A 14546-nucleotide genomic window follows, 5' to 3' on the forward strand; every position below is an offset into this window, starting at 1 on the left:
GGAAAGCAGCGTGATGCCGTGGAACAGGCTATCGCCCAAGACGGCGGGCTGTTCGTCGAGAGCCTGGTACTTGCGCAAGCCTTTTTGCAACACCTCACGCTGGCGGGACAGGTAGGCGGCAAAGTCTTCGTCGGGGCGAAATTGGTCACGGGAGATGTTCAAGGATGGGCCGTTGCTGGTCATCAAGATATTGACAGTTTGCTCACGACAGCCATCTGGTAGGGCAATACTACCTTCAGTAAAGACACAACGTGGTTCTGAAACCTGAGACATTCCCGTACTCCATGCAAAATCCTTATCAATGGCATGTAGGTTTATCATACTGTTTATAGATAAGCGACGGCAGACAAAGCGAAACCAGCAAAAAAATAATATCGTTCACATCAAATTCGCTTACATATTGATGTTGGCATGATTTCTGATGTTTTGTTATTTACGTCCTGAATGATTCGGGTGCTATAAAGAGTGAGATATCAGATCATGCTTTCAAAGTATCGAGGTAATCAGCCCATTTTTGCAGCCAGACCTTGCATTCCCTGTCGTAGCGGTAGAGGTCATAAGTACCTTCGATACCCTTACGAGAATGGCCTAACACGGCTTCCGCAACTTCATTAGGGCACCCAAGACGGGCCAATCCAGTGCGCACGGTTCGGCGTAGATCATGCGGAGTCCAAGACGGAATATCGAGCATTTTTCCGTTCCTACGCAATTTGCCAGCAGCAAGGTTCAGTGCGGATTGTTGAATAGGCTTTCGAGTCAACTTGGAAGGAAATACGAATTGCCCTGTTTTTGTCTCAAGTGATTGGAGAAACTGGATTGCCTGCTGGGATAACTGTACATGCCGTTCGCTTTCAGTTTTTGTTTCACGCAAGTGAATGGTGCCACTATCCAGATTAATGTCTTGCCATGCGATGCTGCAAATTTCACCTGTACGACAACCGGTCAATAAAGTCAGCTGCAAAACATTTTTAACATTCACAGGATAAACCGAATTAGGTAGCCAATTTATCATCTGCACTAATTCATTTTCTGATAGAACACGCTTACCCGGCGTAGAAGTGAGTTTCATTTTGGCTTGAGACAAGCTGGCCTTAGCTAATAAGGCAGGGTTAGCGAAGTTCTCATCCAATTTTCCCAGACCAAGTGCAAACTCATAAGCAGCACAAAGTTCACGAAGCATGTTGCCAGCCAAAACGTTAGCCCCACGATCAACAACCGCCATAACGAGATCGATAACATTTTTGCGGGTAACATCTTGTGCAGCACAATCACCGATTTTATCCACCACATTACTAACTAACATACATCGGCATGGATATTGCCCCGGAAGCTTTCTTGCTCCCTTGATAATTTTTCCGTCTTTCCCTTTACGATCTTCAATGCGCTGGGTCAGATACAGCTCAACCAAATCTCGGACAGTGAAAACAGCCTTCTGTGCTGCTAATTCCTCCTGGTGCTTTTGTTGTTTTGTAACTTTGCGTTCAGCAGCAGGGCAGCGGCCTTCGTTCTTTACCTGCTTAAGTGCTTGCAGTTCAGCGCGAGCCAGTGCCAAAGAGATATTGGGGAAGTGACCGATCTTAACTTGGGTTAGTTTGTGAGTAAGGGGACTGGTGTATCGGTAGAAGAAAGTTTTAACTCCGGTAGCGCCACAAGTGATCCGTAATGCTCGATTTTCGCCTGTGTCAGCTTTGTCTTTGTCGCCCGGTTTCATGGCTTCAATAGCTTTGGTTGACAGTGGTTTTTTCTCTGTTTTTTCCACCTGACTGGCTCCATGTACTGTCACTGTTGTATGACATACATTATACCATAGGCAAGCTTACAAGCCACATTTCGACCTACAATAAAATGTAGGATTCAGTGGTTTTTAGTGGGATTTGATGAGACAACAAGAAACAACAAACCCCACATAAAATACTTAATCATCAACAAAATAAATAAAATTAATCGTTGATTTCATCACTAGAAATCAGACTTGATATTGTAATGGCGCAGCATAGCATCCAGCTTCGGTTCACGGCCACGGAAGCGTTTGAACAATTCCATCGGCTCTTCTGAACCCCCGCGTGACAGGATGTTATCGAGGAAGGATTGACCGGTTTCAGCGTTGAAAATCCCTTCATCTTCAAAGCGCGAGTAGGCATCTGCCGACAACACTTCCGCCCACAGGTAGCTGTAGTAACCCGCCGCATAGCCGCCGGCAAAGATATGGCTGAATGCGTGTGGGAAACGGCCCCAGCTCGGCGAAGGCACCACCGCCACCATTTTCTTCACCTCAAACAGGGTTGGCAGGATCTGCGCCCCTTTTTCCGGGCTGTATTCGGCGTGCATACGGAAATCGAACAGGCCAAACTCCAGCTGACGCAGGATAAACAGCGCTGCCTGGTAGTTTTTCGCCTCCAGCATTTTGTCCAGCAAGGCTTTCGGCAGTGGTTCGCCGGTATGGAAGTGACCAGAAATAAACGCCAACGCCTCCGGCTCCCAGCACCAGTTTTCCATAAACTGGCTTGGCAGCTCCACTGCATCCCAAGGCACACCGTTGATACCAGAAACCCCGGCGGTATCGATCTGCGTCAGCATATGGTGCAGACCGTGGCCAAACTCATGGAACAGCGTGGTGACTTCGTTATGGGTAAACAGCGCTGGCTGGTCTCCCAGCGGGCGGTTAAAGTTACAGGTGAGATAAGCCACCGGCTTTTGCAACTCGCCATTCGCTTTGCGCAGGCTGCCGACGCAGTCATCCATCCATGCACCACCGCGCTTGTTCTCGCGAGCATACAAGTCCAGATAGAAGCTGCCGCGCAGTTCACCTTTTGCATCGAACAGATCGAAGAAACGCACCTCCGGATGCCAGGTATCCACACCCTGACGCTCTTTGGCAGTGATGCCGTAAATACGGTTAACCACTTCGAACAGCCCTTCCAGCACGCGCTGTTCCGGGAAGTACGGACGTAACTGCTCATCACTGATGGAGAACAGATGTTGCTTCTGTTTTTCTCCGTAATAGCCGATATCCCAAGCCTCTAGCTCTTCCACGCCGTAATGCTGCTTGGCAAAAGCACGCAGCTGTGCCAGTTCCTGCTCTGCCTGTGGGCGAGCACGCTTGGCCAGATCGCTCAGAAAACCGAGCACCTGCTCCGGGCTTTCTGCCATCTTGGTCGCCAACGATTTTTGCGCATAGCTGGCAAAGCCCAGCAGTTGCGCCAGTTCATGGCGCAGAGCCAGCGTTTCCGCCATCACTTCGCTGTTATCCCACTTACCGGCATTCGGACCCTGATCGGAGGCGCGAGTGGTGAAGGCACGATACATCTCTTCACGCAGTGCCTGATTATCGGCATAGGTCATCACCGGCAAATAGCTCGGCATGTCCAGCGTCAATAACCAGCCTTCCTGCTCTTTGGCCTGCGCCATCGCCTGGGCTTGGGCCAGTGCGCTTTCCGGTAGGCCGCTCAGTTCGCTGACATCGGTAATCAACTTGCTCCAACCCATGGTGGCATCAAGTACATTATTGCTGTAGGTCGAACCCAGTTCAGACAGACGCGCCACGATCTCGCCATAACGCTTTTGTTTTTCCTTTGGCAGGCCAATACCCGACAGCTGAAAATCACGCAGCGCATTTTCGACCGACTTGCGCTGTGGCGCGGTCAGTTTGGCAAAGCCTTCGCCCTCTTTGAGATTACGATAGGCCTGGTACAGCCCTTCATGCTGACCCACCCAAGTCCCGTATTCGGAAAGCAGCGGCAGCGCCTGTTCGTAAGCTTCGCGCAGTTCCGGGCTATTTTTTACCGAGTTTAAGTGGCCAACAGGTGACCAGATGCGTGACAGGCGATCGTCAGATTCGGCCAGCGGCTGACACAGATTTTCCCAGGTAAACGGCCCCGGTTGTGCCACAACGCGCTCAACTGCAGCGCGGCAGTCGGCCAGTGCGGATGTCACCGCAGGGACGATATCTTCAGGGCGAATGGCAGAAAACGGCGGTAAGGCAAACGGTGTCAGCAACGCATTGGTCATAGAGGAAGTCCTGATTAAGGTAGTGGACCCGATGCGCACATCAGGCCAGACAAAGATAAGCTTCTCTCTAACATGGTGCCAACCGGCGGGAAAATCAATGGTCATCACCCGCTTCTTCGCCAGTTGATGTTAGTGCTATGCCAAGCACATCACTATCTGTCCCCGTCCAGATGAATTATCCTTGCAGGCTAGGGATGGCTTACTTATCGCGCATAGCGATGTGGCGCAGATGCTCCGCCGCAAACAATCACAAGGGATCTCAATGCTCCAGCCGTATCGTTATCAGCAACCTCGTTGGATGCGCGACCTGCTGCGCTTTTTACCGTTAAAAAGCCAGTTCGTGCTGACAGGCAACGTACGCGATCTGCAAGCCTGTGAGGTTAGCCCTGGCATCGTCACACCGTTGGCGTTTAACCAATCGCTGCATAATGCGCTGCGGGAGGCGGGCTATCAGCACGTAGTGATTTTTAACCTGCTTAACGGCTTTATGCCGATGGTGCCGCCAGGGGAAGACCCTGCTCCCACGCTGAAGCTGCTGAGCCAACTAGGCCTTAACGTGGTAGACGGTCGTGCCAACGGTGGAATGGATCTGTTGAGCGCTACGCTGGAAAGGCTGATTGAGCTCCCCGGCGAGCCGGTGGTGTTGATTGTTGATTTCGCCTCCTGCCTGATTAATCACCGGGATAACCTCTCACCGGTGGAGCATAGCCTATTTACCCGCGCCTTGGTGCTGTCCCATCAGGCTCGTGCACGCCCTTACGGTGATCAGCGCCGGGCATTTTTTAATACCGTTTTGTGGGTGGTAGATAAAGAAGGCGATTTACCCGATTGGTTCCTGATCGATAACCCGATGATCCGCCCTATCCCGGTCGCCAAACCCGATCGAATAGCCCGCCATATGCTAGCCCCCGCATTATTACGCGCTCTACCGGGCCAATCCACTGACGCGGCCATCCTGGCACAGGCGGCTCAGGAGTTTGTGGATGAAACGGAAGGGTTACTGCTGCTGGATATGAACGCCATTGCCCGGCTGGCCCGCATTGAAGGGGTGGCTCAGGAGCAGATTAGCGACGCGGTTCGGCGCTACAAAGTGGGGATCACCGAAGACCCATGGCTGAAAATTGAGAAAGAGAAAATCCGCCAGGCCGCAGGCACTATCCAAAAACGCGTTAAAGGGCAGACGCACGCCATTACTCATATGTTGGACATCATCAAGCGAGCGGTCACCGGCGTAGGCGGCGGAAAACAAGGGGGACGCCCTCGTGGCGTCGTCTTCTTGGCTGGCCCGACCGGCGTGGGTAAAACCGAGCTGGCTAAAACCGTCACCGAGCTGCTATTTGGTGATGAAAGTACCTATATTCGCTTCGATATGTCGGAATTTAGTGCCGAACATGCCGACCAACGTCTGATTGGCGCTCCGCCGGGCTACATTGGTTATAACCAGGGCGGCGAGTTGACCAACGCCATTCGGGAAAAACCGTTTAGCGTGGTGCTGTTTGATGAGATAGAAAAGGCCCACCCACGGCTGATGGATAAGTTTTTACAGATTATCGATGACGGCGTGCTGACTTCCGGCCGTGGCGACCGGGTCTATTTCTCCGAAGCCCTGATTATTTTCACCTCCAACCTGGGTATCTATCGCCTGGATAATCACGGTGAACGAGTGGCAAACGTGCGGCCAGAAGAGCCGTTTGCAACGGTGCAGAAAAACGTCAAAGCCGAGATTGAACGCCACTTTAAGCTGGTGCTCAACCGCCCTGAGCTGCTTAACCGTATCGGTGAAAATATCATCGTCTTTGACTTTATTCGCCCTGAGGTTGCCGGGCAGATATTTAGCCAGATGACGGAGAACACGCTGGCAGGGCTGACCAGACTCGGGCTGACGGTCACTATGAGCGAGACGGCGCTGGAGCGGTTGCGTGAGATCTGCCTAGCCGATCTATCCAACGGTGGGCGCGGTATTCGCAACCATCTGGAAGCGCATTTGGTGAACCCACTTTCACGGGCGTTGTTTGATATCGACGCACAGCCGGGCGAAAGCTATCACGTGACAGAACTGCTGACGGGTGCCTCCACACAGCTGGTTCTGAGCAGGCAAAGTTGATGACGCTGGGCTTGGCTCGTTTGCACTTTCCGGTGACCACGCTGGGGCCGGGGAAGCGGATTGGGATCTGGTTTCAGGGATGCTCTTTGCGCTGCCCCGGTTGCCTATCGCCAGAGACGTGGCGATTTACCCGCGACAAGATAGCGATTGAAGCGCTGGTAGAACAGCTGCGCCCCTGGTATTCGCAGGCGGATGGCATCACGATCTCAGGCGGAGAGCCTTTCGATCAGCCTCAGGCATTAGGCCGGTTGCTGTCAGCCATTCGGCAAGGTTTTACCGGCAATATTATGGTGTTCAGCGGCCACTCCTATGCCGCCATCGCTCCCCATCTGAGCACCATGACGGGGTTGATTGATGCGCTGGTGTCCGGCCCGTTTGAACAACAAAGCCCGCAAACTCTTAAACTGCGGGGCAGTGATAACCAGGTTTTGCATTTGCTGACCGAAGTGGGTAAAACGCACTTTAGTGGCTTCGACCAGCAGCTCAATGAGAACGAAAAAGTACTGGATATGACGCTTGATCAACAGGGAAGAGTCAGCCTGATAGGCATTCCGCGCCGGGACGATTTACTTCGTCTGCGAACCCTGCTTGAACAGCAGGGGCACTCCTTTTCTCCTGTTACCAAATAACTCAGCGCCTGGAAACTATCGCCATGATGCGTTTTTGCCCTAATTGCCATACGGAACGTGGATTAACAGAGATTTTCTGTGAGGGCCACATCGACCATCATCCCTGCGATTGGGATCTGTCTTCCGAGCCTATTCACGCCAATGGCTGGCGACCCATCGCAGTGGTCAGCGCTGAAGAAATCGTACAGGTAACCACCGAGACTGTAGCCGCTTTGCCCGCGATGGCACATTGCCAGAACGGTCACCCGATGGAAGATGGGGATCTGATCTGTATGGTATGCGGTGCGGATGCGGCTGACTTGGCTACACCGCCGCCAGCCGCCGCCCCAGCAGCGGATTTCGGCACGGTCACCCAAATCGGGCATTGGAAAATCCTGCGGCGTATTAACCAGCACGACAGCATCCGTGAACGCTATCAGGCGCAGCATCAGGAAAGCGGCCAGCAAGGCATACTGACGCTGTACGCCTATGGCGCAGAACCCGATATGGCCGTTTATGAGGTGGTCCGCAACCTGCCTCGTGAGCATGTGCCAGAAATTCTTGAGACGGGCCGCTGGAATGCACGAGCCTGGCAGGTCGCAGAGGAAATCACCAGTGGTTCACTGGCAGACGCGGCCACCCAAGGCGACTTCTGGCAGCCGGAAGAGCTCCCTCATAGCGTCAGGGAGTTGGGCAGTGCCTTGGCCAGCTTTGCCGAGCATGGCTTACGCCACCGCAATCTGCGGCCCAGCAACCTGCTGATCCGCACCCGTCACCCTCTGGATCTGGTGATTATCGAGTTTGGCTCCGCCTGCCTGTCCGAGTTCGATCTGGATATCGTTTCGCCCTTGGAGATCACACGTTATAGTGCACCAGAAACCTTGGCCGGTGGCGTTGCGGCCGCCTCTGACTGGTGGAGCCTGGGGATCATTTTGCTCGAGCAGATCACCCAAGGCCGCTGTTTTGAAAATATCCATCCCCACGCATTTTTAATTCAGGTGTTGGCCAATGGCGTCACCCTGCCTGAATCTCTCGAACCACAGATACGGCTATTGCTGCGCGGGCTGTTAACTCGCGATCGCCACCAGCGTTGGCAGTGGCCAGAAGTCCAAGCCTGGCTGGATGGGCGGCCAGTGGCCGTCGCGGATGAAGCGCACTCCGCCGCTGACAATCAGCAGATAAGTATTACGCTGAACCAACGGCGTTACACGCAACCCGCCACGTTTGCTCTGGCCGCTGCAGAGCAGCATCACTGGCAGGAAGCATTGGCGCTGATGCAGCGGGGAACGATAGTTTCGTGGGCGCAGCAGGCCAGTTTGGGCGATTCACTACTCACTCAGCTGCTGCAAGCCGTTGAGTTGGCCGATCTGAGTGGCGACTACCGCCTGATGTTGGTATTAAAGCTGCTCAATCCCAATATGCCGCTGATCCTGCGGGGAGAGATTGTGACCCCCTCCTGGCTGCTGGAACATCCGCAGGAAGGCCATGCCTTGTTGGTGAGCTCGTTACCGGATTTCCTTGCCCAGCAGGAGCCTGCGCATTGGCTGTTCCAGCTCAAGGCACGGCAGGAAAGGGTCCGACAACGGGGGACAAACCTCAAGATCGCCTTTAATGAAGACCTATTGCGCATTCATTTACTGGCCACCTCACGGGCGCGCCTGTTGGCGATTTGGGAAGAACAACGCAAGCTATTCCCGGAGACGACCCATAACGGGCTGAGAACGCTCATCGATCGGCGTAATTTGAACGAAGATGAGCTTATCCTACTGCTGAGCGCCGACATCGAGCAGTTCACCTCGGCAGAAAGCCTGCTGATGCAGGCCAGCGAGCTGGCTGACCGATATCATATAATGAGCTTCGATCGCGATGAGTCGCGCGCGATACTGGCTCTCTCCCGCGCGGAGATTTACCAACGTTTGGCCGAACGTATCAATGGGTTTAACCGCTGCAGCATTGCCGATATTGACGGCTGGGCGGCTCACTTTATGCTGACGCGTCGCCTGCCGCTTGAGCAGGCGCTGGTGATGTTAGCTATCCCGCCAGAGCATTGGCTGGTCCCGGAAAAGCAGCGCTATATACACCAGGTGCTGGATTTCTTCACGCGTAAGATCACCGCCTCGACGATGCGCGGTTCGTTGGTGCGCATGAGCATCAGCCCACATGCCGGGCGCGTCGATCTGGTGGGCTTGGATGGGCAGAGAAATAGCGCCGAAACGCTGCTCAACCATTTATTAACCCGTAGCCGCCTGCCTATCTCCGTTGATAGCCAGACCCTGTTGGAGAGTGAGCAGGCTGGCAGACAACTGCGCACCCTTAATGCGCAAACCCAACTCTATATGCGGGATACCGGCATTAACGGGATGTATCTCGGGTTTCCTTTCATCGTCGTGAATACCCAACCCAAGCAGATGAAACCGCGTATCGCTCCTCTGCTACTGTGGCCAGTCAACATCAATATGGAGGCAGGCATTCGTGGGGTTGCCAGCCTGCGTTTCGATCACGATCGCGGAGCCGTGTATTTGAACCCAGCGCTGGAGAATTTTGTTGGCATTCCAGCGGTTAAACGCTGGCAGGAAGTTACCGACCAACTGCTGAGCCAGGCTGCGTTGAGCGCCGAAGAGGTGATGGAAAGCTTTGCGGCTCTGGTACCCGCGCGGGAACATCAGTTGGTGCGCCTCCCCCCTCTGAGCGTTGAAATACCGGAGAATACCAGCCAGTTGGTAGGTTCCGCCGTATTATTCCATGCGGCATTTATCGGCCAGGCAATCGGCGAAGATTTGCGTCAACTACGTCAACTATCCCCTACGGGCACTTCGCTGGAAACCGCGTTGGGCCTGAAGACGGAGGTTACCGCAGCCACTCAACCAACCTCGGCAGAGCAGTGCTATTTTACCGCTGCCAGCGACCCCTCGCAGGAATCTGCCGTTTTGGCCGCGCGCAATGCACCGGGGCTGTTAATTGAAGGGCCGCCGGGTACCGGCAAGAGCCAGACCATCGTTAACATGGTCGCGGACGCCATTGGTCAAAAACGCAGCCTGTTGATCATCTGCCAGAAACCGGCCGCGCTGGAGGTAGTGTTTAAACGCATTATGGCTGGCGGCCTGGGCGATCGCGTGGTGATGGTCAAAGACGCGCAGAAAGCCCGCGATACCATCATCCGTAACGTACGGGCTCAGCTCGAGACGTTATATCAACCCGCTGAAACCAGCCAGGTCAATCCCTGGGTCACTTCACGCGAAAAGACCGGCCGCCGCCTCGATCAGTTGGAACAAGATCTGGATGATTACTATCAGGCCTTATATCAGCAGGACGAGCTCATTGGCATCAGTTACCGGGATTTACTCAGTGAACTGATGGTGCTGGAAACGCATGCCGATCGGCTGGAACTACCCGCGCTGAAGCCGGTATTGCAACATTGTACCTTGGCACAGCTTGAGGACATCAAGCGTGCCATTATGCCAACCATCGCGGTTTGGCTGGCGGCAGATTACGAACAAAGCCCACTGGCACAGCTTAGCCCGTTCTTGTCGAATCAGGCCACGTTGCAGGACTTCACAGGCCGTTTCACACGGTTTTGCCAGGTTGAGCAGCAAAGGGAGCTAGGGCTGGCTAATCCACACCGTGTGTTTGAAGTAGCCCAGAGCGATAAATACCAACAAAGCCTAGCGGAGTACCGGACCTCACTGGCTTCGTTAACCACGGCAGAATGGGTAAATCTGGCCCAGTGGCTGCCATTGTTTTACGCCCATCACGGCAGCGTCGTTCAGGGTGAGCAGATTTTAGCCCAGTTGGAACAGCTCTCTGCCCGGTTACAGGAAATCGACTCTTCAGGCAGCGATCCGTTGATGTTTGCCCCCTTAGCCAACTGCGACAGCCAACAGCTACTGCAATTAAGCAAAGCGGCGGAAGAAGCCGAAAAGCGCACGCTGTGGCAGCGTCTTAATCCCTGCTACTACCTGCGCCGCAGCAAATTGCAATTATTCCTGCAACAGCAAGGGCTGCAAAACACGCCTGATACCCTGACACGCCTGCTGATTTCTGCCCGTTCAGAACAGCAGTGGCGAGGTGTCAGAACGGAACTGAACCGCTTGTATCAACGCCTGGGCCTACCGGCCATTGGGCTACTGGACAGCCTGGCATTAACCCGCCAGTTAGCGACCACGCAGCGGGACCTTCGCAATATCAGCACACTGTACCAAAGGCTATCGAGTACAACGGGGATCCAGCGCCTGATCCCTGCCATTATTGAGCACCAGCAGGCCGGTTTTATCCAGGAATGTGACGAGATCGCCGCAGCCATTGCGCGCTGTGTGGCGCGGGAGGCTAGTTCCGAGGCATTGGAAGATCTGCAAGGCTGGCTGGAAAGCTCCGCCACGGAAATCTTCGCCCAGGCTATCCAGCAAAATCGCTCGCTAACCGCTTCCCTTGAGGCCATCACGGCTGCGCTACCCTCGTTGGCAGCCTATCAGCAGTTCCGGCCCGTTGCGGCTCAGTTGGATGCCGTCAGCCTGACCATTCTGACCATTTTGCGCCAGCAGGCCACCACGCTGGCGAACTTCGCCCCGCAACAACTGGCGTTGGTGGTGGAACATGCGCTCGACCGTGAGGTGCGTTTAGTCTGGAAACAGCAGCTGGAATGGCGCTCGCCGATACTGCTGCAACCCCCATCGGCGATCTACGACCAGATTGAGCAGTTGGCCACCGCCGACGGCAAAATGCGGGCCTTGAACAAACTTGAACTGACGGGAATGATCAAAACGGGAGACATCAGCCCGTTGCGCGATTGGGAAGAGATCACTCGCCTCACAGGCAAGCGGGCCCGCCGGCTGAGGGAGTTTATCGATCAGGGCAGTTCGCTGGGGCTCATGCATTTGCGCCCGGTATGGCTCATGACACCGGACGTTGCCAGCCAGGTATTGCCCCTAAAGGCTGGGTTATTCGATACGGTGATTTATGATGAGGCCTCCCAGATGCCGGTGGAATATGCGCTACCGACCCTGTTCCGCAGCCGCAACATGGTGGTCAGCGGCGATGAGAAACAGATGCCGCCATCCGCTTTCTTCTCCGGCAAAGCCATGGCCGAAGACGATGCTGATGATAGCGAAGAGCTGCTTGAAACGGACAATGCCCAGCAGGAAGAGGTGGCCGAAAGCTGGGACTATCGGCAAATCAGCGACTGCCCGGATCTGCTACATCTGGCCCGTACCGTATTACCGAGCCAAACGCTGGCCATACATTATCGTTCCACCTATCGGGAGCTGATTAGCTTCTCCAATCATGCGTTCTATGAGAATCGGCTAAATATTCCGGTTCAGCATTCCGGCAAGATGATTGCTGCGGTGAAGCCGGTTTCATTGATGATGGTCAATGGGTTATATCAAAACCAGAGCAACCAGCAGGAAGCCGAGCAGGTCGCAACCGTGCTGGCGGAGATTTGGCAACAGCCTTATGCCGAACGCCCTTCCGTTGGCGTGGTGACGTTCAACCAGAAGCAGGCGCAACTGATCCAGAACGTGCTGGAAGCCAGGGCAGAACGACATGACGATTTCCGCCAGGCTTACCGCGAAGAGCAACAGCGGTTGGAAGAGGATGAGGATATGTCCTTCTTTGTGAAGAACGTGGAAAACGTTCAGGGTGATGAGCGGGACGTGATTATCTTCTCCACTACCTTTGGCCGTAACAGCCAGGGTACCTTCCGGCGTAACTTCGGCATCCTTGGCCAGCAAGGGGGAGAGCGGCGCTTGAACGTGGCGATCACCCGGGCCAGAAATCAGGTGATGATTATTTCCTCCATGCCGATTGCTGAGATTTCCGACCTGCTGGCTACCCGCCGTCAGCCGGATATTCCGCGCGACTTCCTGCAAGGCTATCTGGAGTATGCCCGTTGTTTATCAACAGGCGACTTTGCTCAAGGTCAGGCGCTGTTGATGCGCATGAATCGTACCGAATTAGCAAGCCGTGCGCCGACGGAGCAACGTGATGGCTTTGTGCAGTCCGTTGTTGAGTATATCCGGTCGCAGGGTTGGCTCATTGCCGAGTCCCCGCAGGACGGCGCTTTCTATTTTGACTGTATTATTGAAGATCCGTTAACGGGCTGCTATTTACTGGGCATTGAGTGCGATATGCCACGCCATGCGCTGTTGCAGCGTGCCAGGGCGCGGGAGCTATGGCGTCCATCGGTATTAAAGCGGGTGACCGCATCGCGCCATCGCATCTCTATTCAACAATGGTATCAACATGGCGAAGAGGAACGTCTGCGTTTAACGCAGGCTATCACCCAGGCCATGGACATGGAGCAGCAACCAGTGGTTACCATCGAGCAGGCTGTAAGCGAGGAGAGTCTATGAGTTCGTCAGTCCATACTATTCGTGCCAGAAGTGAAGATATTGCCGAATACCGCCGTTCGATGGCCTGCCTGGGTGCGCTGATGCAGCAGTGGGAAGCACTTAATCGGCAAAATAGCACAGCCGACCCGCTGGCGCTTGAGCAGATACGCCAGCGCTACCAGCAATTGCAACGCAACGGCACCGATAATATCTACCGCTATAGCGCCGAGAGCTTTGCCAATTTAACCGAACAACTCCCTGGCATGATTGAATTTATTCGCCAGGATATTGAACAGACCCAGGAAGCGCTGATTGAGCAGCATACTGAGCAACGCCAACAGCAACGTGCGCGGCGGACAAGCACCAATGCCGAGCTGGCCTTACGCCAGGCGATGCTGACAAGCGGCCAACAGCCACCGTATTTGACTGAAGAGCAGCAAGCGCTGGCACAACGCCTGCAAGATCCGCAGTCCGAGCTTTCGGCTAGCCACCAGCACCAACAACATCCGCCCTCTCAGCGCTTAGGGCGTATTGACCGCCATATTGCCGAGTTAGCCATAATCGATCCGCAATGGGATATCAGCGCTTTTAACCATCGGGCAGCGGAACTGGAGCGGTTAACGCAAGATGCTCACTGGGATATGCTCAGCGATTCGCTGACGCTGGAGTTGGCTGAAGCGACGCGCGCTGCAAGAGCGTTGGCGGAACAAAGGCAGCAGCTTAACCTGCTGATTGCCGGGTTGGGAAGCTATCACACCGCCGAAGCTAACGCATTGATCGAGCGTTTAAATCTGGTATTAACCTCTCGCGAATTACCGCTGTTGCTTGAAGCGATTGCTGCGGCACGGGCCACTACGGAGCAGCAACGGTTGAATATTGCCGCGCTGGCCAGACGTGAAGCCGTTCTCGCCGGGTTGGCAAAGCTGGGCTATGAAGTGCATGAGAGCGATGCCCAAACCTGGTCAAATGAGGGAAAAGTGGTGATAGGTAAACCGGCAACGCCAGGTTATGGCCTTGAGTTAGCAGGAGCACAGGGGAGTGAACGTTTTCAGGTTCGCGCAGTAGCCTTCTCTGAACAACGGGATACGCAGCGAGATAGCGACATTGAGTCAATCTGGTGTGGTGAACAGCAAAAACTCGAACAACTACTGCAACAAACCGGCGATGCATTGACGCTTGAACGTGCGCTGCCAGCGGGTGCTTCTCAGCTTAAAGTTGCTAAACCGGCCAATACGCTGGCAGATCAGGCCGACTATCATTACCGTGGGGAGAACAGCCGTAACCTGGATTAGTGAAACGGGCGCAATGCGGCGCCCCTACAAATTCAGCAATATCGCCACTTTGTCAGGCTGGAGAAAGACGGGCGTAGCGTTAAACCTGTCGCACTGTTTACCGACTTCGATATCCAGGTAAACCAAAAATATGCAACAATGCAGGCTTAGGAAGTCGCATAGTTTTAAGCCGGGTTTTTCCAGGCTTTTTCACGTCTAGCACCCTCAA

At 54.3% G+C, this 14546-nt stretch carries 7 protein-coding genes; 4 read left to right on the forward strand and 3 right to left on the reverse strand.

What is annotated here, in order from left to right:
- From ACLQ7H_RS06240 to prlC, 3 genes are all read right to left on the reverse strand, one after another.
- The coding region (locus tag ACLQ7H_RS06240; RefSeq protein WP_411751920.1) for a DcrB-related protein at positions 1 to 273 on the reverse strand (273 nt) is incomplete at its 3' end.
- Positions 274 to 478: 205 nt separating this feature from the next.
- Positions 479 to 1759 carry a tyrosine-type recombinase/integrase gene (locus tag ACLQ7H_RS06245; protein ID WP_411751921.1) on the reverse strand — a complete coding sequence of 427 codons (1281 nt, stop codon included), beginning with the start codon at positions 1757 to 1759 and terminating at the stop codon, positions 479 to 481.
- A 200-nt stretch (positions 1760 to 1959) separates the two neighbouring features.
- Positions 1960 to 4008, reverse strand: coding sequence for an oligopeptidase A (gene prlC, locus ACLQ7H_RS06250; RefSeq protein WP_411751922.1), 2049 nt, complete (start codon positions 4006 to 4008; stop codon positions 1960 to 1962).
- A 262-nt stretch (positions 4009 to 4270) separates the two neighbouring features.
- Between prlC and ACLQ7H_RS06255 the strand changes: the two genes are divergently transcribed.
- From ACLQ7H_RS06255 to ACLQ7H_RS06270, 4 genes are read left to right on the forward strand one after another with little or no spacing between them, the layout of a single operon-like run.
- Positions 4271 to 6112: an AAA family ATPase gene (locus ACLQ7H_RS06255; RefSeq protein WP_411751923.1), complete on the forward strand. Its 1842-nt coding sequence runs from the start codon at positions 4271 to 4273 to the stop codon at positions 6110 to 6112.
- The gene (locus tag ACLQ7H_RS06260) at positions 6112 to 6741 is read left to right on the forward strand and encodes a 4Fe-4S single cluster domain-containing protein (RefSeq protein ID WP_411751924.1); all 630 of its coding nucleotides are present in this window, start codon (positions 6112 to 6114) and stop codon (positions 6739 to 6741) included. Before ACLQ7H_RS06255 ends, ACLQ7H_RS06260 begins: the two co-directional genes overlap by 1 nt.
- Positions 6742 to 6764: 23 nt before the next feature.
- Positions 6765 to 13067 carry an AAA domain-containing protein gene (locus tag ACLQ7H_RS06265; RefSeq protein WP_411751925.1) on the forward strand — a complete coding sequence of 2101 codons (6303 nt, stop codon included), beginning with the start codon at positions 6765 to 6767 and terminating at the stop codon, positions 13065 to 13067.
- Entirely contained in the window at positions 13064 to 14338 is a 1275-nt protein-coding gene (locus ACLQ7H_RS06270; RefSeq protein WP_411751926.1) for a hypothetical protein, read from the forward strand. Before ACLQ7H_RS06265 ends, ACLQ7H_RS06270 begins: the two co-directional genes overlap by 4 nt.
- Positions 14339 to 14546: the final 208 nt, after the last annotated feature.

It is taken from the genome of Serratia sp. (in: enterobacteria) (genome assembly GCF_046715635.1).
GTDB lineage: Bacteria > Pseudomonadota > Gammaproteobacteria > Enterobacterales > Enterobacteriaceae > Chania.